At 27.0% G+C, this 26,262-nt stretch carries 18 protein-coding genes, 1 pseudogene and 1 riboswitch; all 19 genes and pseudogenes read right to left on the bottom strand.

Annotation, left to right across the window (positions count from 1 at the left end):
* Positions 1–81: 81 nt before the first annotated feature.
* The 19 genes and pseudogenes from AC07E4_RS12155 to AC07E4_RS12065 all read right to left on the bottom strand — a co-directional run bounded on the left by AC07E4_RS12155 (position 82) and on the right by AC07E4_RS12065 (position 26,177).
* The gene (locus AC07E4_RS12155) at positions 82–1,887 is read right to left on the bottom strand and encodes an ABC transporter ATP-binding protein (protein WP_478216536.1); all 1,806 of its coding nucleotides are present in this window, start codon (positions 1,885–1,887) and stop codon (positions 82–84) included.
* Positions 1,884–3,686 (bottom strand): ABC transporter ATP-binding protein, encoded by a 1,803-nt coding sequence (locus AC07E4_RS12150; RefSeq protein WP_430828595.1) that lies wholly within the window; start codon positions 3,684–3,686, stop codon positions 1,884–1,886. Before AC07E4_RS12150 ends, AC07E4_RS12155 begins: the two co-directional genes overlap by 4 nt.
* Positions 3,687–3,995: 309 nt before the next feature.
* Positions 3,996–5,786: an ABC transporter ATP-binding protein gene (locus AC07E4_RS12145; RefSeq protein ID WP_478216535.1), complete on the bottom strand. Its 1,791-nt coding sequence runs from the start codon at positions 5,784–5,786 to the stop codon at positions 3,996–3,998.
* A complete protein-coding gene (locus AC07E4_RS12140) occupies positions 5,783–7,579 on the bottom strand; it encodes an ABC transporter ATP-binding protein (protein WP_478216534.1) in 1,797 nt (598 codons plus the stop codon). Before AC07E4_RS12140 ends, AC07E4_RS12145 begins: the two co-directional genes overlap by 4 nt.
* An 18-nt stretch (positions 7,580–7,597) precedes the next feature.
* Positions 7,598–8,074, bottom strand: a complete 477-nt coding sequence (locus AC07E4_RS12135) for a GNAT family N-acetyltransferase (protein ID WP_478216533.1) — start codon at positions 8,072–8,074, stop codon at positions 7,598–7,600.
* 183 nt (positions 8,075–8,257) lie between these two features.
* Positions 8,258–10,066 carry an ABC transporter ATP-binding protein gene (locus AC07E4_RS12130; RefSeq protein WP_478216532.1) on the bottom strand — a complete coding sequence of 603 codons (1,809 nt, stop codon included), beginning with the start codon at positions 10,064–10,066 and terminating at the stop codon, positions 8,258–8,260.
* Positions 10,063–11,865: an ABC transporter ATP-binding protein gene (locus AC07E4_RS12125; protein ID WP_478216531.1), complete on the bottom strand. Its 1,803-nt coding sequence runs from the start codon at positions 11,863–11,865 to the stop codon at positions 10,063–10,065. The genes AC07E4_RS12130 and AC07E4_RS12125 overlap by 4 nt, the downstream gene beginning before the upstream one ends.
* A gap of 201 nt (positions 11,866–12,066) precedes the next feature.
* Positions 12,067–12,339: a CD3324 family protein gene (locus AC07E4_RS12120; protein WP_040329546.1), complete on the bottom strand. Its 273-nt coding sequence runs from the start codon at positions 12,337–12,339 to the stop codon at positions 12,067–12,069.
* 466 nt (positions 12,340–12,805) lie between these two features.
* Positions 12,806–14,110: a phosphomethylpyrimidine synthase ThiC gene (gene thiC, locus AC07E4_RS12115; RefSeq protein ID WP_040329547.1), complete on the bottom strand. Its 1,305-nt coding sequence runs from the start codon at positions 14,108–14,110 to the stop codon at positions 12,806–12,808.
* Between the two features lie 41 nt (positions 14,111–14,151).
* Positions 14,152–15,186 carry a thiamine phosphate synthase gene (gene thiE, locus AC07E4_RS12110; RefSeq protein WP_478216530.1) on the bottom strand — a complete coding sequence of 345 codons (1,035 nt, stop codon included), beginning with the start codon at positions 15,184–15,186 and terminating at the stop codon, positions 14,152–14,154.
* Positions 15,187–15,281: 95 nt separating this feature from the next.
* A riboswitch (TPP riboswitch) is annotated at positions 15,282–15,378 on the bottom strand.
* 95 nt (positions 15,379–15,473) lie between these two features.
* The gene (locus AC07E4_RS12105) at positions 15,474–16,106 is read right to left on the bottom strand and encodes a DapH/DapD/GlmU-related protein (RefSeq protein ID WP_478216529.1); all 633 of its coding nucleotides are present in this window, start codon (positions 16,104–16,106) and stop codon (positions 15,474–15,476) included.
* A gap of 424 nt (positions 16,107–16,530) precedes the next feature.
* The gene (locus AC07E4_RS12100; RefSeq protein ID WP_478216528.1) at positions 16,531–18,270 is read right to left on the bottom strand and encodes an ABC transporter ATP-binding protein; all 1,740 of its coding nucleotides are present in this window, start codon (positions 18,268–18,270) and stop codon (positions 16,531–16,533) included.
* 2 nt (positions 18,271–18,272) lie between these two features.
* The gene (locus tag AC07E4_RS12095) at positions 18,273–20,009 is read right to left on the bottom strand and encodes an ABC transporter ATP-binding protein (RefSeq protein WP_478216527.1); all 1,737 of its coding nucleotides are present in this window, start codon (positions 20,007–20,009) and stop codon (positions 18,273–18,275) included.
* A gap of 116 nt (positions 20,010–20,125) precedes the next feature.
* Positions 20,126–20,746: a TetR/AcrR family transcriptional regulator gene (locus AC07E4_RS12090; protein WP_478216526.1), complete on the bottom strand. Its 621-nt coding sequence runs from the start codon at positions 20,744–20,746 to the stop codon at positions 20,126–20,128.
* 321 nt (positions 20,747–21,067) lie between these two features.
* On the bottom strand, positions 21,068–21,769 hold the full coding sequence (locus AC07E4_RS12085) for a hypothetical protein (RefSeq protein ID WP_478216525.1): 702 nt from the start codon (positions 21,767–21,769) through the stop codon (positions 21,068–21,070).
* 62 nt (positions 21,770–21,831) lie between these two features.
* Positions 21,832–22,800, bottom strand: coding sequence for a Kiwa anti-phage protein KwaB-like domain-containing protein (locus AC07E4_RS12080; RefSeq protein ID WP_478216524.1), 969 nt, complete (start codon positions 22,798–22,800; stop codon positions 21,832–21,834).
* 262 nt (positions 22,801–23,062) lie between these two features.
* Positions 23,063–23,490 (bottom strand): annotated as a pseudogene (gene tnpA, locus AC07E4_RS12075) (IS200/IS605 family transposase).
* Between the two features lie 229 nt (positions 23,491–23,719).
* The gene (locus AC07E4_RS12070) at positions 23,720–25,693 is read right to left on the bottom strand and encodes a hypothetical protein (protein ID WP_478216523.1); all 1,974 of its coding nucleotides are present in this window, start codon (positions 25,691–25,693) and stop codon (positions 23,720–23,722) included.
* Positions 25,683–26,177 (bottom strand): helix-turn-helix domain-containing protein, encoded by a 495-nt coding sequence (locus AC07E4_RS12065; protein ID WP_478216522.1) that lies wholly within the window; start codon positions 26,175–26,177, stop codon positions 25,683–25,685. Before AC07E4_RS12065 ends, AC07E4_RS12070 begins: the two co-directional genes overlap by 11 nt.
* Positions 26,178–26,262: the final 85 nt, after the last annotated feature.

Genomic DNA, 26,262 nt, shown 5'->3' with positions numbered 1-26,262 from the left:
AAAAATATATACATAATAAAAAAAGAATCTAAAAAGCTTTAATTACTTATTAGATTCTTTTCTGTTTTGCATATTTTAAAACTAAACTGTTTCCTCTTCTCTTACATACCATTGTCTTTGTGCATCATACATTTCTCTATATTTCCCATTACTCTCCATTAGTTCTTCATGACTTCCTATTTCTGATATTTTTCCATCATCCATAACTACTATTCTGTCTGCAATTTTAGCTGAACCTAATCTATGAGTAACTATTATTGCTGTATTCCCCTTAGCCATTTCTGAAAACTTTTTATATATTTTTGTTTCTTCAACAGGATCTATTGCTGCTGTTGGTTCATCTAAAACTATCATTTTATGATTTTTATAAAATCCTCTTGCAATAGCAACTCTTTGCCACTGTCCACCAGAAAGATCTACACCATCAAACTCTCTTGAAAGCATTGTTTCATATCCATTTGGAAAACTTCTTTCATTTATATCTAAATCTGATTTACATATAGCAATTGCTAAATTATTTTCATTATAATCATCATCACATATTGCATTGCTAATGCATATATTTTCCTTAAATGTCATTTTGTATTTTTGATATTTTTGAAAAACACAAGATATATTTTCATATAATGATTTCATAGATGCTTTTTTAGTATCTACATCTCCTATTTTTACAGTTCCCTCTGTTGGCATATAAATACCCATTATAAGTTTTACTAATGTAGTTTTTCCTGCTCCATTTTCTCCTACAATAGCAATGGTCTCATTTTCTTTAATCTCTAAATTTATATCATCTAAGCTCTTTTTGTTAGTATATGGATACTCAAATGAAACATTTTCTATCTTAATTCCTATTTCTCCATCTATATTTACATCTTCACCTATTCTTTCAGGCATGTCCAAAAATCTAATAAAGTTTCTAACTAACCCCAACTTTTTCGTAATATTTCCTATGTGCTTGTAAATGACTTCTTTCATCATGCTAAACATAACATTTATAGATTCAAAGACTGCTCCAAAAGCTCCCACTGATATTTCTTTTTTCATTAATGCATCAAATAATAAATATAGAACTCCGGCATATCCTAAAAATGTTAATACACTCATAAATATTTCTATAAGTGCTAGTCTTTTTTCAGTTTTCCATATATCAGTATTCAATCTCTTCAAAGCATCTTGATATAAGCTTTTAAAATAATTAAATGCACCTAAAATTCTAGTTTCTTTAAAGTACTCTTTTCCCACTATACATTCTTCATAATATTCAGTTTGTCTTCTTAGTGGTGCTACTTTATTTTCTAAATCTCCAAACATTTTAATCCTAAGAAATTGAGTAAATCCAACTGGTACAAAAATTATTAATATGGATATAGATAAAAGAGGCTTTAATTTATAAAGATATATAGCCATAAATATAAAGTATGGAGTATACGCTATGACTATAAGCAAAAGTAGTCTAACAGTTTCTATTGCTCCCATTGCCCCTTCTTTTGCTTTATTTATATCATCTAAGCAATTGGGATTTTCAAAGTCTAGTTGATTTAACCTTGCTGCCTTTGCATTAATTAATTTAAAAAAGTTTCCCTTTATTATTTTTCCTAAATTATTAGACATAAAAATTAATACACCATTTAATACCTGAATTGTAATAACTACACTTCCTAGTAATATTACACCATATATTACTTTTCTGAAACTTCCACCTATATTTACTTCTCTTTCAACTGTATCAAAAAATCTTTGTGTTACATAAGTGTTTACTCCCCAACCAATGCCATTAATAGCCCCTATAATATTAACAATTATCATATATACAGGGCATGAGAAAAAGGCTAATGGTATTGTTTTCTTCAACACTGTAAAAAATGATATATCTTTCTTATTTATCATAAATACCATCTCCTTTGACTTTCATACATATTTTTATATATTCCATCTAAACTCATAAGTTTATCATGTGAACCATTTTCTACAACATTACCATTGTCTATAACAAAAATTTCATCTGCGAGTTTAGTAGATCCTAGCCTATGACTTATAAAAATAGTAGTTCCGCCTCTACTTATTTTCTCAAACTCCTCATACATATTACTCTCGCTTATTGGATCTAATGATGCCGTTGGTTCATCTAAAATTTTAAGTGAAGCATTACTTACAATTGCTCTAGCAATTCCTAGCCTTTGCCACTGTCCTCCCGAAAGATCTACTCCCCCCTCTTTAATCTTTCCAAGTTCTGTATTAAGCTTATTAGGAAGAATATTTACAACTTCATCTAATTTTACTGTTCTAATAGCATCTTTTATATATTCATCATCTTTTTCATTTTCCATTTTATTAATATTACCTAGTGCAACATTATCTTTAATTTTTATAAAATACTTTGAAAAATCTTGATGCACTATAGCAAACATTGACTTTAAATCAGCTTTTCTGTATTCTCTTATACTTTTATTATTTATAAGAATTTCACCCTCAAAGTTATCATATAATCCAGTTATAAGTTTTGTTATTGTACTTTTTCCAGCACCGTTAGTTCCTACAAAAGCATAATGTCTCCCTGCATCTATTTTAAATGAAAGATTCTTTAATATATAATTTTGCATTCCTGGATATTTGAAGCATACATCTTTAAATTCTAGTGATTCTATATCTATACTATTCTTACAAGGTTTTTCTATAGCTCCTTCACTTTCTTTCATATTTATTAATTCAGTTAAATCCTTTAAATACTCTTTATTTTTTGCAAGAGTATCTACATTCCATGAAATTCTCCATGATAACGTATTAATTATTCCAAAAACTGCATTAGATATAGCTATAAAAAAGCCTACAGTAATTTCCTTATTTAGCACTGGCTTTACAAATACAACAACTATAAGTACTGAAATTAATGTTGTTATAACTCCATTAGATTTCATTTTTACAAACCATTTTAAAAGCACTTTACATTCTATTTTTCTTGCCGTTTCATACTGTTCTATCCATTTTTCATTTACAGCATCTGTATACTGGAATAAACTTCTTTCATCTACAGCTTCTCTTCCTGTAAGTACATCTCCTAAATATTCAAACTTTCTTTGATATTTTGAAAGTTCTCTTTCAGCCTCATAACTAGCTTTTCCACCTTTTAAAGCTAGCTTAAATAATGGAACCGAAATAATCAATATGACAATTGGTGTCCACCATACCTTAGTAAATAATATAACTAATAATCCTATAACTCTAAGTGACATCTCCATCATTGTTAATAAATTATCTAATGCATCTTTAGATTTTGTTTCAGCATCTTTAGATACTCTAGACATTAAATCCCAACTTTTACTATTTTCTATATACTTATATTCAACCTTTGATCTTTTTTCGACTATGCTAAACTTAAAAGCCTCTCTAAGTCTAATTTCAAGCTTTGATTCCACAAGTTTTAAAACCTTATCCGAAGTCCAACTATACGCAATTAGAATTATTAATATAACTAATGAATCAATTATGGAACTATATTGTTTTTCATTTTTAAATATTGCAATGGCTGTATCCAAAAAACTCCCTACTACCACCACTTGAATTGTAGGAATTAATCCATTTAAAAGCTTAATTATAAAAAATAATATAGTATAAACTTTAGATGCATTAAATGGAATTTTTAAAATATCTATGGTCTTATAATTCTTCTTTTCCAAATTAAACTCCAAAATTCTCACCCCTTTAAGCGTTTAAAGTAAAGTTATAAAGACTATATAATTCATTTTTAACAACTCTACATATTATAAATATCTGTGTACCTTTTTACATTATAGCACCATTTATGTAAAATATTATAAATTTTTTATTAACAATATATTACATAGTTCTAAAGTTATTTTTTTCTTAATATACTAATGTATTATTTATAATGAACTTATGATTAAATATTGATTAATAAAAAAGGAATTTAAAAACTATAACATTTTTTAAATTCCTTTTCATTTTATTTACTTAAATATCTATTTTAAAACTATTTTTTATCTTACATACCATTCTCTTTGTGCATCATACATTTCTCTATATTTTCCACTACTCTCCATTAATTCTTCATGACTTCCTATTTCTGATATTTTTCCATCATCCATAACTACTATTCTATCTGCAATTTTAGCTGAGCCTAACCTATGAGTAACTATTATTGCTGTATTCCCCTTAGCCATTTCTGAAAACTTTTTATATATTTTTGTTTCTTCAACAGGATCTATTGCTGCTGTTGGTTCATCTAAAACTATCATTTTATGATTTTTATAAAATCCTCTTGCAATAGCAACTCTTTGCCACTGTCCACCAGAAAGATCCACACCATCAAACTCTCTTGAAAGCATTGTTTCATATCCATCTGGAAAACTTTTTTTATTTACATCTAAATCAGATTTATATATAGAATCCTCAAAATTATTTTCAATGTACTTATCATCACCATCTACATATCCAATAACTACATTTTCTTTAAGTGTCATTTTATATCTTTGATATTTTTGAAAAACACATGAAATATCCTTATATAATGATTTCATTGATGCTTTTTTAGTATCTACATTTCCTATTTTTACAGTTCCTTCTGTTGGCATATAAATACCCATTATAAGTTTTACTAAGGTAGTTTTTCCTGCTCCATTTTCACCTACAATAGCTATAGTTTCATTTTCTTTTATTTTTAAATTTACACTATTTAAAGATTTATTTTTAGCATATGGGTATATAAAAGATACATAATTCATAACAATGTCAAAAGTATCTATATTTATAGCTTCACCTGTTTCTTCAGGTATTTCTAAAAATCTTATAAAGTTTCTAACAGCTCCTAAACCTTTTGTGAGTTCACCTATATGACTACAAATTATTTCTTTCATTATACTAAACATTATATCTACCGATGCAAAAACAGCTCCAAATGCACCTATTGATATTTCTCTTTGCATTAATGCCCTAAACAATAAATATAAAACACTAGCATATCCTAAAAGTGTTACTATACTCATGCCAATTTCAATAAAATCTACTTTTCTCTCTGCTTTCCATATTTTTTTATTTAGTAACCTTAATGACTTTAAATGCAAATCTTTAAAATATCCAAAAATCCCTAAAATTCTAGTCTCTTTATAATACTCTTTTTCTACCATGCAACTTTCATAATAATTATTTTCTCTTCTTAATGGAGCTGCTTCATCTTCTAAATCTCCAAATACTTTCACCCTAACAAATTGTGTTAATGCTACTGGTATAAATATTAATATGATTGAAAATGTTAAAATAGGTTTTAATTTGTAAAGATAAATTCCCATAAAAATAAAATAAGGAACATAAAATGTTAAAAGTAATGCAATGACTATAACTATTTCTACACTAGCAGTTACTCCCTCTTTAGCCTTATTTATATCATCTAAAAATTTAGGGTTTTCAAAATAAATTGGCCTTATATTTCCAGACTTTTCATTTACTATTTTATTCATAGAACCTGTTATTTTCTTTACTAAATTCATACTTGCAAAGTTACTAAGTCCATTTAAAATCTGATTTATAATAAGTACTATTCCTAACAATATAGTCATATAAACTACAGTTTTAAAATCACCTTTGATTTTTATAGTATTTGCCACCGTATCAAAAAACTTTTGAGTCATAAATGTGTTTACTCCAAAAGAAACTCCATGAAAAACACCTAATATACTACTAAAAATAAAATATAATGGACAAGTCAAAAAAGCTATTGGTACTACTGTTTTTAGCATTTTGAAAATAGATATACGTTTATTATTATTTATCATAAGTACCAGCTCCTTTGACTTTCATACATTTTCTTATATGTTCCATTTAAATTCATTAATTTTTCATGTGATCCACACTCTACAACTTTTCCATTATCTATAACAAAAATTTCATCCGCAAGTTTAGTGGAACCAAGTCTATGGCTTATAAAGATAGTAGTTCCCCCTCTACTTATTTTCTCAAATTCTTTGTACATATTGCTTTCACTTATTGGATCTAATGCTGCTGTTGGTTCATCTAAAATTTTAAGTGATGCATTACTTACAATAGCTCTAGCAATTCCTATTCTTTGCCACTGTCCCCCTGAAAGATCTATACCATCATTCTTAATTTTTCCAAGCACAGTATTAAGTCCTTTAGATAATTTTTCTACAAATTCATATAATCCAACAGTTTTTAACGTTTCCTCTATATATTTATCTTCCTTTCCCATATTATTTATATTTCCTAATGCAATATTATCTTTAATACTTATATAATATTTTGAAAAGTCTTGCCAAACTACGGAAGTTAAAACCTTTAATTCACTTTTTGTATATTCATTTATACTTTTTTGATTTATAAGAATGTCTCCCTCAAATTCTTCATATAATCCTGTTATTAATTTTATTATTGTGCTCTTTCCTGCACCATTCGTTCCTACAAATGCATAATGCTTTCCTTCTTCTATTACAAATGAAAGATTTTTTAATACATAATTATTTGTTTCTGGATATTTAAAAGATACATTTTTAAATTCTAAAGACTTAACTTTAATTTGTTTCTTATATGGTTTATCTATGGCACCATCACTTTCATCTAATTTTACAAATTCATCTAAATCTTTTAGATATTCAGCATTTCTTGCAAGTTGATCTGAGTAATTTGTTAACTCCCATGACATCATTTGTATTAATGCAAACACTGCATTTGAAATTGATATAAAAAGTCCAATACTAATTTTTTCATCTAAAACTGGTTTTATAAAAACAAGTATTATTAATATGGAAAGTATTGCAGTTAATATGCCACTACATTTCATTTTTATAAACCACTTTACTTCCTCTTTATACTCTATTTTCCTTGCAATTTCATATTGTTCTTTCCAGTTTTCATTTATCTTATTTGTATATCCAAATAAAATTCGCTCATCTACACAGTCTCTTCCTAAAAGAACATCACTTAAATATTCAAATTTTCTTTTATATTTTGAAACTTTTCTCTCTGCATTATATGTAGCCTTGCCTCCTTTTAATGCTACTTTAAATAGTGGAACTGAAACTAAAACTATAGTAAATGGAGTCCACCAAACTTTGGTAAATAACACAATTAATAATCCTAATACCCTAATTACCATACTACTCATTGATAATAAATCTCTATATGCATTTTTACATTTGCTTTCTGCATCTTTTGAAACCCTAGATATTAAATCCCATATATGTTCATTTTCAATATATTTATATTTTAATTTTGCTCTTTTTTCTATTATTTTAATTTTAAAACTTTCTCTTAGTTTAATTTCTAATTTTGTTTCTATCATCTTTATAACATTATTTGAAATCCATACATAAGCTATTAAAATCATTATTAGTGCTATATACATAAAAATATCACTATAATCTCTTTCACCTTTAAATATTAATATTGCTACATCTAAAAACTTAGCTGTAACTATTACTTGTAATGTTGGAACTACCCCATTTAAAATTGAAAATACAAATAATAATAACGAATAAATTTTTGATGCTTTAAATGGTATTTTTATAATATCCATAATGTTATAAGTTTTTGATTCTAATTTAAATTCCAACTCTATCATCCTTTTAACTTATTTCCATTTTTTATTCATTTCAATAAATTCTTTCTGTTCTCCATTAGCATTCATTATAAACTCATCAATTTTTTTGAAACCTATTTTTTCATATACTTTTATAGCTCTCTTATTAAACTTTGCAACTAATAGATTAATTTCATTATACTTAAATTTGCTTTTTCCAAATTCTAAAGCTTTTTCTACAACTTCTTTACCAAGTCCTTTTCCCGTAAGTTCTGGCTTCATTTGAATGCCAAATAAAAGCACCTCTTTACCATTATCATCTTCATCTCTATCAAAACAACAATTCCCTATAAGTTCATTATTTTCATTGTAAATGACAAATGCAAATTCATCTTCAAACATGTTTTCTATACATTCTTTTTTGGCTTTTGTTTTATCATTGTCATAAAATGAATACTCCCCTTCAAATTTCCAATTTACCATTAACTTTGACTCTTCTCTTGTAGCTTTTCTAAACTCTAAATTCATTTTTCCCCCTCCTCAAATAACTTCTATACTAAAATACTAACATAGCCCTAAAGGAAACTATATCCCTTAAACAATTACTAATTAAACTTGAGAATATAGACTTTCAAATAATAGAAGCATAAAAAAGAACCTAAAAAGCTTTAACTACTTCTTAGATTCTTTTCTATTTTACATATTTTAAAATTAAACTGTTTCCTCTTCTCTTACATACCATTGTCTTTGTGCATCATACATTTCTCTATATTTCCCATTACTCTCCATTAGTTCTTCATGACTTCCTATTTCTGATATTCTTCCATCATCCATAACCACTATTCTATCTGCAATTTTAGCTGAGCCTAATCTATGAGTAACTATTATTGCTGTATTCCCCTTAGCCATTTCTGAAAACTTTTTATATATTTTTGTTTCTTCAACAGGATCTATTGCTGCTGTTGGTTCATCTAAAACTATCATCTTATGATTTTTATAAAATCCTCTTGCAATAGCAACTCTTTGCCACTGTCCACCAGAAAGATCCACACCATCAAACTCTCTTGAAAGCATTGTTTCATATCCATCTGGAAAACTTTTTCTATTTACATCTAAATCAGATTTATATATAGAATTATCAAAATTATTTTCAATGTACTTATCATCACCATCTACATACCCAATAACTACATTTTCTTTAAGTGTCATTTTATATCTTTGATATTTTTGAAAAACACATGAAATATCCTTATACAATGATTTCATTGATGCTTTTTTAGTATCTACATTCCCTATGTTTACAGTTCCTTCTGTTGGCATATAAATACCCATTATAAGCTTTACTAACGTAGTTTTTCCTGCTCCATTTTCACCTACAATAGCTATAGTTTCATTTTCTTTTATTTTTAAATTTACACTATCCAGTGATTTTTTATTAGCACATGGATATTGGAATGAAACATTGTCTATATCAATTCCTATTGATCCATTTGTATAAACTTCTTCACCACATCTTTCAGGCATATCTAAAAATCTAATAAAATTTCTAACTAAACCTATTTCCTTGGTAATACTACCAATGTGCATATAAACTATTTCTTCCATCATTCCAAACATCATATCTACAGATGCAAATACTGCTCCAAATGCTCCTATAGATATTTCCTTTTTCATTAATGCATCTAATAATAGATATAAAACACCAGCATATCCTAAAAAAGTTAATATACTCATAGAAAGTTCTATAATTGCTGCCTTCTTCTCAGCTTTCCATATATTATTATTAAGCAACTTTACAGCATCAGTATATAATTTTCTAAAATAATTAAATGCACCTAAAATTCTAGTTTCCTTATAATATTCCTTTCCAACTATACAACCTTCATAATATTCAGTCTGCCTTCTTAATGGTGCTGACTTATCTTCTAAATCTCCAAATATTTTTACTCTAACAAATTGGGTAAATGCTACTGGTATAAATATTATTACTAATGATATAGCTAAAATAGGTTTTAATCTATAAAGATAAATTGCCATGAAAATAATATATGGAAAATAACACATAAGTATAAAACTAAGTACTAGAATAAGATTAATACTTCCCTTAGCTCCTTCTTTTGCCTTATTTATATCATCCAAACATTTAGGATTTTCAAAATCAACTTGATTAAGCTTTCCAGCTTTTTCATTAATTAACTTTAAAAACTTTCCTGTCATCTTTTTTTCCATATTATTGCTCATAAAATTAGACACACCATTCAGTACTTGACTTATAACAAGTACAATACCAAGTACTATGGCACCATAAAGTATTTTTGAAAATGATCCTCCTAATCTTACTTCTCTTTCTGTTAAGTCAAAAAATCTTTGTGTTACATAGGTATTTACACCAAAGCTCATTCCATGAAACATTCCTACAATGTTATTAATCATAAAGTATATAGGGCATGCAAAAAATGCTAATGGTATTGTTTTCTTTAGTATTGTAAAAAAAGATATTCCTTTATTATTATCCATCATAAATACCATCCCCTTTGACTTTCATACATATTTTTATATATTCCATCTATATTCATAAGTTCATCATGAGAACCACTTTCTGCAACTTTACCATTGTCTATAACAAAAATTTCATCAGCTAGTTTAGTAGAACCGAGTCTATGACTTATGAAAATAGTAGTTCCTCCTCTACTTATTTTTTCAAACTCCTCATACATATTGCTTTCACTTATTGGATCTAATGCTGCTGTTGGTTCATCTAAAATTTTAAGTGAAGCATTACTTACGATGGCTCTAGCAATTCCTAATCTTTGCCACTGTCCTCCAGAAAGATCTATTCCATTGTCTTTTATTTTTCCAAGCTCTGTATCTAATTTATTTGGAAGAGTATCTACAAAATCATTTAATTTAACTGTTTTTATAGCTTCATATATATATCCATCATCAGATTTGTTCTCCATAGAATTAATATTTCCTAGTGCAACATTATCTTTTAATTTTACGAAATATTTTGAAAAATCTTGATGTACTATAGCAAATAAAGATTTTAATTGGCTCTTTGTATATTCTCTTATACTTTTATCATTTATGAGGATTTCACCTTCAAAGTTATCGTATAAACCAGTTATAAGTTTTGTTATTGTACTTTTCCCTGCACCATTTGTTCCTACAAATGCATAGTGTTTTCCTTCATCAATTTTAAAAGAAAGTTCCTTTAGTATATAATTATTAGTTCCTGGATATTTAAAAGACACATTTTTAAATTCTAAGGATTTTACATTTTCAGAAATGTTATAAGGCTTCTCTATAGCACCTTCACATTCATCTAAATTTACTAATTCACTTAAATCTTTTAGATACTCTTTGTTTTTTGCTAAAGTATCTGCAATATTAGAAATCTGCCATGACATTATTTGAATTAAACCAAAAACTGCATTAGATATAGCTATAAAAAATCCTATAGTAATTTCACCATTTAAAACTGGTTTTATAAATACTATAATTATAATTACTGAAAGCAATGTTGTTATAACTCCACTAGACTTCATTTTTATAAACCACTTCAAAAGTACTTTATACTCTATTTTTCTAGCAGTTTCATATTCATTTATCCATTTTTCATTTATATCATCAGTATATCTAAATAAACTTCTTTCATCTACAGCTTCTCTTCCTGTAAGAACTTCTCCCAAATATTCAAATTTTCTTTGATACTTTGAAAGTATTCTCTCTGCATCATAACTAGCCTTTCCACCTTTTAAAGCTAATTTTAACAATGGCACTGAGATTGCTATTATAACAAGTGGTGTCCACCATACTTTTGTAAATAATATAAAAAGTAATCCTATAACTTTAATTGAAAATTTACACATAGCTAATAGATTTTTATACGCATCTTTACACTTAATTTCACTATCTTTAGAAACCCTTGACATTAAATTCCAAGTCTCATCGTTTTCTATATACCTATACTCTAACTTCGCCCTTTTTTCCATTATACTAGTTTTAAAACTTTCTCTTAGTTTAATTTCCAGCTTTGCCTCTACAAGTTTTGCTAACTTGTCAGAAACCCAAATATATGCAAGTAATGCTATTAATATGATTATTGGAGCAATTACTTCATTATAACTTTTTTCATTTTTAAATACTGCAATTGCTGTATCTAAAAAAGTAGCTGTTACCACTACTTGAAAAGTAGGGACTATTCCATCTAATAAGCTAATTATAAACAACAATATTGTATATAGTTTAGATGCTTTAAATGGAATTCTTACAATGTCAAAGGTTTTGTAATATTTCTTTTCTAACCCAATCTCCAAAATTTTCTCCTCCTTAATAATTTTAAATTGCTAAAATATAAAAATTCTAAATGCATACAATTTATGTAATTTATTTCCCTTTTATATTATATTACTATTTTATTAAAATTCTATTTACAATATATTCTATTTTTTTAAACAAACTCCAATACATTATAAAGGTTTAAGCAAAAGCTTAAACCTTTATAATAAAATTATTATTTAATTATATTTCTCAGAACTTATTATTCTTCTGATACTTTTTTCAGAAAGATAATATTCTTCTGATAATTTTGAAACTGAATATCCATTACTATATTTATTAAAAATACATCTATTTCTTTCTTTAAGACTTCTTCTAGTTCCATTTTTTTCTCCCCAAGATTTCTTTTCTCCATCTTTTCTTGGAATATATAAACACTCTCCATCTATATATTTTTGAATTATTTTTATTACTTCATCTGGTAAAACAGTTTCAGCCTTAATATAAGCCATATCTTTGCTCCTCCTTATAATATTTATAAAGATTTATCCGCAAAGACTGCTATAATAACTTTTACGCTCATAACAAAAACATAAGTTTTTATCTTATATAGGGTTCTAAGTTCATCTTTAAAATTATTAACTCCAAAACTTAAAATCCCTAAATAGTGAGACTAGCTCGCAACCATCTTAAATTAAATATTTGTTTTGAAATCAATATATTTACATCTAAAAAAATAGTTTTAAATTCGAGCTTGTTTCCTCTATAGCAGTCATTGCTATGAGCCTTCATAAAGTCTTAAATAAAAGATAGTTCTTTTATCTACTGTAATTAACAATCTATATCCCTCCAAACATATCTTACATTATTTGAAATCATTTCCTTTTTATTATATCATTTTTTTATATCAAAACATTAAAAAACTGTAAGATTTTACTCCTACAGTTTTTTTATTTATTCTAGTTAGGTTTTTTTATATTATTTTAGTATATCTACATCTTCACCTTTTAAAACCTTTTTCATATTTCTAACTGCGCACATTTTTCCACACATAGTGCAAGTATCACTATGCTGTGGAAGTGATTCTTCTCTATATCTTTTTGGTTTTTCACTATCTATTGCAATTTCAAACATCTTATCCCAATCAAGATCCTTTCTTGCTTTACCCATTTCATTATCTCTTTCTCTAGCTCCATTTACACCTTTTGCTATATCACCAGCATGAGCTGCTATTTTACATGCAACTATTCCTTCTTTCATATCTTCTAGATTTGGAAGTCTTAAGTGTTCTGCTGGTGTAACATAACATAAGAAATCAGCTCCATAAGTTGCTGCTATAGCTCCACCTATAGCACTTGTTATATGGTCATATCCTGGCGCTATATCTGTAACTAAAGGTCCAAGTACATAAAATGGTGCACCATGACAAAGTTTTTTCTCTAAAATCATATTAGCTTCTATTTCATTTATAGCCATATGTCCTGGTCCTTCTATAATAACTTGTACACTTCTTTCCCATGCTCTTTTTGTAAGCTCTCCAAGAACCATAAGTTCTTTAATTTGAGATGCATCACTACTATCATCTATACATCCTGGTCTGCATGCATCACCAAGACTTAATGTTAAATCATATTTTTCACATATATCTAATAATCTATCAAAATGTTCATAGAATGGATTTTCCTTGTTGTTAAGTTCCATCCAAGCATATAATAATGAACCACCTCTTGAAACTATATTTGTAAGTCTAGGATTTCTTTTAAATGTTTCAACAGTTTCTCTATTTAATCCTGCATGAATAGTTACAAAGTCAACACCATCTTTAGCATGTTTTTCAACTACATCAAAAAACTCATCTACAGTTAAATCTTTAAGTTCTTTATCATAAAAACCAACTACATCATACATTGGAACTGTTCCTATTATTGCTGTAGACATATCAATAAGTTTTTTTCTAAACTCATAAGTTTTTCCATAGTTACTTAAATCCATTATTGCATCTGCATTCATATCTAATGCAACTTTAACTTTTTCAAGCTCTGCATCTACATTGCAGCAATCTCTTGATATACCTAAGTTAACATTTATTTTTGTAGTTAAGCCTTGTCCTACACCCTTTGCTACTAAACTTTTATGATTTTTATTTGCTGGTATAGCTACTTTCCCCTCTGCTACTAACTTTCTTAAAGTTTCAACTTCCATTTTTTCATTCTTAGCTACTATTTCCATCTCTTTTGTTATAATATTTTTTTTAGCAGCATCCATTTGAGTTGTATATTGCATAATTAAATCCCCTTTCATACTTATAAAATTATACTTATATTTTAAAATGATGTTGAAAAAATATTTCTTATTGAATTTACCTTTTCAGTGATGTCACTAGCTCCAACTAATTCAGAAATCATAGCAACACAATTTCCACCATTTTCTATAACTGACTTAATATTTTCTTCTTTAATTCCACCAATTGCAACACTTGGCATATTTATATTTTCTGAAACCCATTTTAAATAATTTAAACCATCACTTTTTTCTATGTTCTTCTTAGTATTTGTATCAAACATAGGACCAACGCCAATGTAATCAATTACATTAGAATAATATAATTCTAAAGCTTCTAAAGCTTGTTTCTTATTATGTGTTGAAAGTCCAATTATAAAATTTGGATTTAAATTTCTAACAACAACAGGTTTTAAATCCTCTTGTCCTAAATGTACTCCATCAGCACCAGCAGCTAAAGCAATATCAATATCATCATTAACTATAAAAGTTACATCTGTTCCTTGAAGAATTTTCTTAATCTCCAAGCATTGATTTATCTTATAATTCTTATCTTTATTTTTCTCTCTATACTGAATTACTTTAATTCCATTCTCCACTAACTCTTTCGTAACTGTTATATTATCTTTTCCATTTGAAAAATCTTCACCTAAAATAGCATATATACTATCTTTAAAGATAAATTTTCTTTTAATCATTTCTTTTTCAAGTTCATATGATTTAAATCTTAATTTTTCGTATTTTTTGCCTATTTCGTAATTTCCTAAAATTTTTAATATTTCCTCTATTGTTCTTAAACCTTCTTGAGCTCTTTTAAAATTAGATTTTATAATATCATCTACAGTATTCTTTTTATCCAAAGTAGATGCTTCCGAAATTTTTCTTCCAACATCGCCACTTGAATCTCTGCTATATATAAGTTCATTTGAACTAAAAGTTTTTCTTACTTCATGACGAAACTCTCGAAGCTTCTTTGTTGTATATGTATTTTCAAAGTGAAATCTTGAAATATCCTCTAAAACTCGTATCCCCTCACAAACTCTATTAATATTTGCATCCACAGCTCTATATAATGACATAATCTTCAGTCACCCCTTTATTCTATCTCATAACTTTTTTGCAAAAATAAAAAGCTTGCCCCTAGGCAAGCTTAAAACATACAAACATCATAAATTAACTTAACAATTTGCTTCCCTACGGTGGTATTAACCACATCAGGTTCAAGAGTTAGACATAATCTTCTCAGCCTTAAGGCACCCCTAGCTACATTTCCAATATTCAATTCTTCTTACAACTTCATTATAACAACATTTACACATATTGCAACATAAAATTTCAAATTATTTATTTTATTTCCAAATTAATTTTATTTATAATTCTTACCAAACTCCATATTTACATCAACAACTTTTTCTGAAAAATCCACTTGCTCACTTGATACACTTAACAAATTATCTGCTTTTTTTTGTGTATCTACTATAGCTCCAACTGGAACATATTTACCTTCAGATATCCTAACACCACTAGTCACTATTGCTCCAGTATCAATATAACAGTTATCTTCAACTATAGCATTAGAAACAACCGCTCTAAATCCCACAAATGTATGATTTCCAATAATAACTGGTCCATGAATTAATGCTCCATGCGCTATACTTACTTTTCTTCCAACATAAATTGAATACTCCTTATCATTTACATAAAATTTATTATTCTTTAATCCATGAAATACAACTCCATCTTGTATATTAGAACCAGATCCTATATAAAATGGACTTCCCTCATCTGCTCTTAACACTACACTACAACCTACAAAAACATCTTTTTCTATGTTCACATCTCCTATCACACTAGAAAATGGTCCTATAAATACACTTTCATCTATTTTAGGAAATACACTTGTAGTATTAAACATAGTAGATGGGTTTTCAGAAACAAAATAAGCATACGCATTTCTTAACCTTATTGGTTCATACTTTTCATCTTTAATATTATACATCTCAACACCTTAATCACTAAGTAATCTACTTTATTATATTAACTTTAATACCAAGTTGTTAAAATCAATAATTTATATTATAGGGTTCCAAGCTGAAAAATGAAATTATTCAAGTATCAAATGAGAATAGTGTTATTCCAAGAAACAGTAATTATTTAAAACGTTATTCATAAAAATTTCAAAGAAACTTTAATGAATTTGCCATTTTATTTGCAAGACTAAACAGCTATTAGTGAACTAAATTGCTTTGTAAATTATTATAGAAATTGATTAAAAAAAACTGATATTTTAGTTTTATCTTTTATCGTTAATTGTTAATTTTTGTACAACACTTTAAATTGCTTTTTCTCAATTAGAATAAGACTAATTTCATTTTTAAGTTTGAAATCTATATTATAGCTTTATTAAACATAAATTTATCAATCTACTTTGCTTCTAACTTCCATCCTATTGATTCTTTTCTTGCATTAATAAAAGTAGAATAAATACCTTCTTTAACTATCAAATCATCATGTTTACCTTTTTGTTCAATTTTACCATTATTAATTACTAATATTTGATCTGCATTACGAACTGTTTTCAATCTATGAGCAATCATAATAATAGTTTTATCTTTTGTTAGCTCTTCTATAGCAATTTGTAACCTATCTTCATTCTCTGGATCAACATTAGCTGTTGCTTCATCAAATATTATAATGGCAGCATCTTTTAAAATAGCTCTTGCTATTGAAATACGTTGTTTTTCTCCTCCTGAAAGACTTGCTCCTCCTTCTCCAACAACTGTATTATATCCATTAGGTAAACTCATAATAAAATCATGGCAACATGCTTTTTTAGCTGCTTTTATAACTTCATCATGACTAGCATCTGGTCTTCCAAACTTAATATTGTTTTCAATAGTATCTTGAAACAAATAAACATTTTGAAATACCATGCTAATTTCATTCATCAATGATTCTAATGTATATTCTTTAATATTTTTTCCACCAATTTTAATAGTTCCACTATTTACATCCCAAAATCTTGCAATAAGATTACACATAGTTGTTTTTCCTGAACCACTTGGTCCAATTACTGCAGTCATAGTTTTTTCAGGAAATGTTATAGAAATATTATCAAGAATTTTCTTTTTATCATAAGAAAAACTAACATTTTCAAATTCAATATTATAATTTTTAGGAATAATATCCTTTCCATTGCTATCCATTTGTGGCATACTATCAGTTTTATCAGCATGATCTATAGAACTGCTTACTACACGAAGAACCGCCATTGCACTTCCAGCTGATTCAATTTGAGCAAATACCATAAATGAAACAATAATACACATTAAAGCATTAGTTAATTCCATGTTTCCGTCTAAATACATAAAAACAGATACTATAATCATGATTACACTAAATATATTTAAAACCATTGCTTGTGCTATAGTATATGGTGTAAATAACTTTTCAATTTTAAAATTTGAACTTCTATTATATTCTAATGAATCACGAATCCTCTTATCGCCTTTACCTGTCAAATTAAATGCTTTTATAATATGCATTCCCTGTATTTGTTCCAATACTGCTTCTACTAATTTGGACTTAGATTCTTGACGCTTTGGTGCCAATACTCTTGATTTCTTTTCCATTAATGAAGTTACAAATAAATATATAATTGTTCCAACAACAACTAATAGTCCTATTTTAAATTCAAACGCTAATATCATAACAGTAAACACAATTGAATTAATAAATCCACTTAAAATATTTACTAAAACCATTGGTGCAGTATTTTCAACATCATCCAAAACTGTGGTTGTAATTCCTGTAATTTCACCAATACTATTATTATTAAAATACCCCATAGGCACAGCTTTTAATTTATTACCTATAGCTATTCTCTTATTTGCAACCATAAAATATCCTGCATGAGTTTGTTGTAATTGTGAAAAATAGTTTGTAATTGTTCTTCCAACTATACTTATTATTAAAAAAATTAAAGCAATCCATGCTGAATTCTTACTATTTTCTTTTTCAACAAGTCCTATAACAATAAAATAAATAGCACTAATTTGAAACATATGAAATATTGCAAATAAAAAACCTATTATAATTGATTTATTAATATTATTCTTCTCTTCGCCTGCAAAACTCCATATCTTCTTTAACGCACTAATCATAATTACTCACCATCCTTTACACCAATATGTGCTTGCCACATAGATTTATACAAAGAGTTTTTTTCTAGAAGTTCCTCATGTGTACCAAATCCAGACACTTCTCCATCTTTAACAACAAAAATCTTATCTGCATCAGTTATAGTAGACAGCCTATGTGCTATAACAATTACTGTTTTTCCAACTACAAGTTTTGCTAGTGCTTTTTGAATTATTGCTTCATTTTCAGGATCTATATATGCTGTAGCTTCATCTAAAATTATAATTGGTGAATTTTTAAGCATAGCTCTTGCTATAGATATTCTTTGTCTTTCTCCTCCTGATATATGACTTCCACCACTACCAACTAAAGTTTCATATCCATTATCTAACTTTATGATAAACTCATGACAACCAGATAATTTTGCAACTTTTTCTACGTCTTTATCTGTTGCTTTTAAATTCCCCATTCTAATATTCTCTCTAATAGTTTCATCAAATAAATAATTATCTTGTGATACAAAAGACACTAAATCATATAATTGGTTTAATGGAATTTCTATTAATTCTTTTCCTCCAATGCTTATACTTCCTGACTTTATATCCCAATATCCAGCTATTAATTTTGCAATTGTTGACTTTCCACTTCCACTTGGTCCTACAAATGCAGTTAAACTTCTTTCTGATATATCCATATTTATTTCATGTAAAATTTCTTCATCATCATGATATCCAAAAGAAACATTTCTTAACTTTATATTCATGTTTTTTAAATTAACCTTTTCTGTTTTATGAAATTGTTCTTTTCCTTTTAAAATGAAATCTATAGATTCCACAATAGTTCCAACTTTTGCTAAGCTATCTATAAAATCCATTGCTGCTAAAAGTGGACCTGCTATACCAAGTGATAAAATAATTGTTGTAATAAAAGTTTCTATACTTAAACTTCCATTTACGTACAAAATCCATCCAATTGGCAAAATAGTAATCAATGTTGTTGATGATACTGCTTTTGATAAAGATATTGGAAATTGACAACTTTTCATCCAATTATAAAAATATGAAGCATTTGCAAGTACTTTATCTTGAAATTTTGCATAAGATGTTTTTCCTTGATTAAAAGCTTTAATAACTTCTATTCCTCCAATATATTCAACAATAGTAGAATTCATTTCACTATTTGTTTTAACAGAACCTTCATACTGCTTAGCATAATTTTTCATTACAACTCCCATAAATAGCATCCCCACAGGAATTGAAACTACAGATAAAAGTGCCATTCTCCAATCTAGCACAAATAAATAAATCAAAATACATATAGGACCTAATATATTTGCAGTCATTTCTGGCAAAAGATGTGCAAGTGGACGCTCCATGCTTTCAACTTGATCAACTATAATTTGCTTCATCTCTCCACTAGATGTATCTATAATTGTTCCAAGTGGCATTTTAGGTAACTTATGAATTATCATTTCTCTTACATTCTTCAAAATTGAAAAAGTTGATTTGTGTGACATTGATAATGCAAGTGCATAAAAAACTGACTTTCCTAAATATCCAGCTAATGCAACTAGACACCAACAAATATAAATCTTTTTATTAGAACCACCCTTTAATAATTCAATAATAATTTTAGTTGCTGCAAAATAAGGAACTATACCTGATAATACACCAATTATAGCCATAACTATTGCAGAAATTAATCCTCCATGCTCATCTTCTCCAAGCTCCCAAAGTCTTGCCATTGGTTTTTTCCCCTCCATATGAACCCCTCCTTGTAAAACATTTATAAACTCTTACTAAAATATTTAAACTAAACTTCTAATTTACAGTTATGATAACTTTGTTATCATAACTGTAAAATTATTGGTCTTCATATTTAAAGACCAATAATTTTTCTCCAACCTTCTGAAAAGAAAGTTGAAAGAGTATTAACACATTGAAGTGCTTCCTCTCTTTTATAATCATGAAGTACTGTTTCAAAAATACATGAATAATAAGAATGCACTATCATATGAATTTCTTTCATACTAATACGATTAAATTCAATTCCTTTTTCTTCTAAAACATCATACATTTTTAATGTATCCTTTATTTCCTCTTCTACCATCCAATCTGTGAAATTTACATACTTTGTTCCATCTGAGCATTGTAATAATAACTTAAAACAATCAAAGTGATCAAACATATAGTTTATAAACTCCTGTAAAACTTCTGCAGAAACATTCCAAACTTTTTCTAGACTTCCTTCTAAAATATAATCAAAACACTTATCTTCTGCTATACTATATTTCTCTCTAAGCCCTTGAATTGCTGGTTCAACCAATGCAGAAAACAATGACTCCTTATCTTTAAAATGTCTATAAAAAGCACCTGTTGTAATACCTGCACCTTTGCAAATCTCTCTTAAATTTGCTCTCTCATATCCTTTTTCTATAAATAATCTTTTCCCACTCTCAATTATTTTTTCATGTGTCAATTCATAAGTACTACTACTCAAAATCCTTCCTCCTAACAATAATAACTTAGTCATGATTATATGATAACTAAATTAACTTATCAATATTGTCACTTAAAAATTCTGAAACCATAGTAACTACTTAATTTAAACAACCCTTTCTAAATTAACATTTTATAATATCCTTAAAATCATAAACATTAATACTCAAAGATAACTTAGTTAGCTAACAACTATATTTTACCATTAATGATTATCATTATCAATAGTTTTCCATTAATATTCTAAAAATAATAAACCCCAATACAACAAAGTGTTATATTGGAGTATGGTGGATGTGAAGCATGACCTTTAAAAATCCACTCAAAAATACTGTAAATTTATAAAACTTCTTAATATATTTATAATTATTTTTTTAAACTCTTCATTCCAAATTAATAGTAAAATAAATAACATTCCTATTAACATTAATATCTTACTCCTGCTTATCATACATTTATTATTTGTTAAAAGAAGAATTCCTGGAGATATTCTTCTAACAAATACTTTTCTATTAATCTCTATTTCTCTTCCTTTGTCAACTAATAGAATAACTTCATCCTCAGTTTCCGTATTAACTAAATAAATATCATAAAAAATTGATATAATAGGATTTATATGATACATATTAGCCTTCATATATAAATAACCTATAACACTAAATAAAATTATTACTATTAATAATTCCTTTGTATCTATTCCTTCTTTAGTTATTACATCACTATTAAACGCTATAAACGGTATTATATATCCAGATATATAATTTAGCATCTCATTTTCCATGCTATTACATTTAGTTATTTTAATATCTCTATTAGGCTGTCCTCTCTTTATAGGTATATTTATATACCGTCTTATAATAATTAACGGTATAACTATAAACAATACTAAAATCCATAATGCTAAATGATAATTCTCTATATTTTTAATGAATATTATAATAGAAAGAGGTACATATGAACTCAAAAATAGAAGAACTTTAAACATGTATTGTTGAAATTTTTCAAACTCATTACTATTTAACATATTTCCTCCTCTAATAAATCATAAGTATATTTTTCTAACTATAGAATATAAACTCTAATAATTTATAATAATACCTTTTTATCTGCAAAGATAGGATTTCCATCTATAATAGTTTCGGCTCCCTCATTGTTTAATACTCTTAATAAATGGTCTATAGACTTTCTCTTATCATCTAATAATATTTCAATTTTATCATTATCTGTGATTTTAAGCTTCAATTTACTTCCACAGCGCTCTTTCATAGTCTTAAATTCATCTATACCATATATATCAGCAGTACCCTTTTGTTGAATTTGATATAATTTACTTTTCATAATTTTACTTGCATTACAGTAGCTTTCCAACTCATCAAAATTACTTATTATACTTTTTTCATTTATCTTTTTCAAAACATTTTGTGAAGCCTTATTAATATGTTCATCGTATTTAAATAATCGTCCAAACCCCACACCATCAGCAATAAACATATAATCTTCTATAGCTAACCCCACTAATTTATTATCAAATTTTAAATAGTTTGTCTTTATTTCTTTTAAGCTATCTCCATCCTCATTATCAAATCCAAACATCATTTTTTCTCTTTTATAAAAAGCTGATGCTGTCATTTTATAAAATGCAAATATTTCTCTATCTTCATTCCCTTTACTATAGGCATACTTAACTACATAACTTTTACTTTTACTTATAATATTTTCAATGTTCCTATTATTTAAAACTGCTGTATTATCAAAATCTTCTATTCGTTGTATTATTTTATTATAAATAGGTATATCTTCTAATTTCATATAAGATACTTCTTGAGTAATATTAGGCTTTATGCATTCTGGATAATAATATATTTGTATATCATTATCTATATTAAGAACGCTTTCTTTTAATGCCTCTTTAAACTTTTCATTCCTTTGAAAATTTAATCTATATATTTTATAGTTTTCCTCTTCATTTGTTAATAAAAATATACTCATTCCTAAATATCTATAACCTTGTGTATTACCTAGAATACTCTTTAGCTCACTTAACTTTTCTCTCACAGTTTTATCCTCCCAACAATTTGTAACCTAATTATAACACAAAATTTGATAATATTTACTTTTAGAAGCTTTTTATATAAAAACTATTACCATATATTTCTTATTCTACGCCTTCATTGCTTTTAAGCAACTAAATAAAACCACACGTTAAACTAGTAGGTTGTTCTAGCTCTATAATAGCATATTACTGGCAAGTGCTATTACGCACTCTAAACGTTCTGCCAACCGCATGCTTTTCCAGGCTGCACATAAAAGGTGTTTTTTACCTGACTTTTCTTAATTGCTTATACTCAAAATTTTCTTGTATTTGATTAGTTATATATTCCTCTATTATCTACTATTATTTCCTACTATATCCACACAATACACTCTACATCAAAATTGTCTATTTCCATATTTATATTTCAAGTTTGCATGTCTATCAAATATCATTGGTGAACTTTTCACCTTTAAATACCCCATAAATTGCGAAATACTTAACTTCGGTAGAATACTTACAAATATATGTATATGATCTTTACATGCATTTGCTTATATTATTTCTACTCCCTTTTGTTTACATAATTCTCTAAGTATTACTCCTATATCTACTTTTATCTTTCCATAAATTATTTGTCTTCTATGCTTTGGTACAAAAACTATGTGATATTTGCAATTCCATTTACTATGTGCTAAGCTACTATTGTCCATTTGGACACTTCCAATATAATTTAATTTTAGTCGGCAAACCTAATTCTATTTTATATTGGAGTTTTTCTTTTTTCTACTCATATCTATAAGCTTTTTAGAACCACTAGTTGAACTAGTGGTATTCAATATACAAAAAACCTGGACAACACATTTCTGTATTGTCCAGGTTTTCATGTTGGAGGCGAATCGTCACCTTTGAAATCTACCATTTTTCTACAATTAAATATCTTTATAAGTTTTCATTTATAACATCTATTAAACCATTTTTAAATGTATCTATTTCATTATTAAGCATACTTGCTATATATGTACTTGCATCGCTATTATCAATTTTCATTTCATACCATGTAATAACATCATTAGTATAACCTGGACCATCACCCCATCTGCTCATTACTTTATTCCAAAATTCATAATCCTCTTTTTTGAAAACATTATCTTTGATATAATTGTAAAAACCTACATTCATCTTATCTATATATTTATAAAAATATTCCCTTATAGCTTGTACTGAATAAGATATGATTCTTTTTTCTTTTTCTGTTTCTACATTTTCATATATTTGCTTAATAGCATAGTTTGCAATTTTAATTAATGACTTTTTAGATATCTGTTCTATTTCATTGCATCCAACTAAATAAATGTCTCTCTCGAAATATATTCCATATCTATTATTTATAGCCATTATTGTTGCAGGGTAAAGAGATTTGAAGTATGCACTCATAATATTATTAATCAATAACTTTTCTGAAATACAATAATAATTTTTTTTTAGACTAATAATTTTTTCTATAATTGAATTTTTATCTAAATTCAAGCTATCTAATTCTTTGTTCTTTATAACTTCAAATTCTTTATATTTTAACTGTATTTGATTCAATATAAATGCTTTTCTATTATCAACCATGCTTTTTATACTATCTATTAATTCTTTTCTATCGTCATTTCTAATACAAATCTTATATTGTTCTGCCTCTTCTTTCGAACCATAATCTTCTATATCATCCATATCAATACTGATTGCACCTTCAGAATCCATAAATCTTTTAGGATTTGCAAATATTATATTATTTTCATCAATCTTAATATTATTACTATTTAAAAGATCTATTAATTGTTCCTTTTTATATTGTATACCTCTAAATTCTTCACCTGCTTTACCGTCTTCCATCAACACATTTTCAGGTTCTCCATCATAAAAATTCAGCATATATCCTACTCTAGATATGAGCTCATAATCATCTTCATGTATATAATCACTTAGCAATTTTATCATACTATTAGAAGGTGATTTGAATTTATCTACTAACATTAAAATTTTATCATTTTGATTTTTGAAATAATTCCTTACATCCTTTCTATCAGTCGGAATACCTCCACCTTCTAATCCTCTTGTATCAATAATACTATGTATATTTCCTAAAGATTTAAAATCGAATATTTTTTTACTCACTTCTATTGTTACACATTTAGGTAATGGTGCATAATCTAAATGCATTAAATTTATCTCCCTAAATATAGATCTTATAGATGCCTTCTCATCTGATACATCACAATCAAAAATAATTGTTTTTCTGTTCTCTAAATTGCACCTTTCTACTAAATCTTCAACTAATTCTTCAAACCTATCTTCGTATTTATATGCATATTGTTTGATTAAATCTATTTTTGCTACATTATCATCTACCTCAAATTCATGGAGATTAATCATATTTACAATTGCTCTATGCATTTCTGGTGGGACATCACATCTATAATTCTTATCATTAAAAACGTCATGATAGATTTTTTTACAAAACCCTATGATTATATCTACAGTTTCATTATCAGAATAAGGTTCTATCTTTATTCTGCTTATATCTTTATTCGCCTGTATGAGAATAACTTTAAACGACGTAGTAGCTCCAGATCCTGTATCTAATACATCTTGATAAATATCAATTTTCCTCTTTTTCTTATTTGTTGTCTTTGTTTTCTGTCTTCTATAACTAAAATCCAGTATAAAATTAATAATACTTGTTTTTCCTATACCTTTATCAGCCATAAATACAATAGATGGTGCTGTGTTATATAAACTATATAAATACTTAACTTCATTTATAAGCTTTTCAACTTTTTCTTTTTTAATTCCATCACTTTTAATATAGCGCTCCATTTGAGTTACTATATCACAAACATCATTTGTAAAAATACTATTCTCCATCTTTCATCTCTCTTTCAATTATTCCTTTTAAGTAATTAATGTCTCCAATATACTTTAATATTTCAATTTTTTTCTTACAATTAGGACATAGCATTACTATTTTTTCACTATTACCTTTAATAATGATTTTATGAGTCTCTAAATAAGGTGTTCCATCCTGCAAAAAAAAAGGAGCCATTTGCCTGCATAACTCACAAAATCCTCCTGCTCTTTTTCTAGCCTTTATTATTTCAGAATCATTTTCAATTTCGTCTATACTATTAATTATTTCTGAAATTATATAGTTTTCATCATAAAAAAATTTTGTATCCACATTAAATATAGCGGCAATCTTCATTACTAATTCAATATCTGGATTTCTCATTCCCCTTTCATACATCCCTAAGGTAGAAGCTGGAATATCTAATTTTTTTGCTAATTCTTGTATTGTTAATTTATTTTTTATCCTTAATTCCCTTATTTTTTTAGTAATACACTTCCTCATAAGTATATTTTAACACAACATATTATCATTAACAACACAATTGTGTTGTTAACACATTCACTAATAAGTTCTTACTTATAACTAT

Source organism: Clostridium amazonense (assembly GCF_056431285.1).
This window is presented reverse-complemented; position numbering and strand designations above follow the sequence as displayed.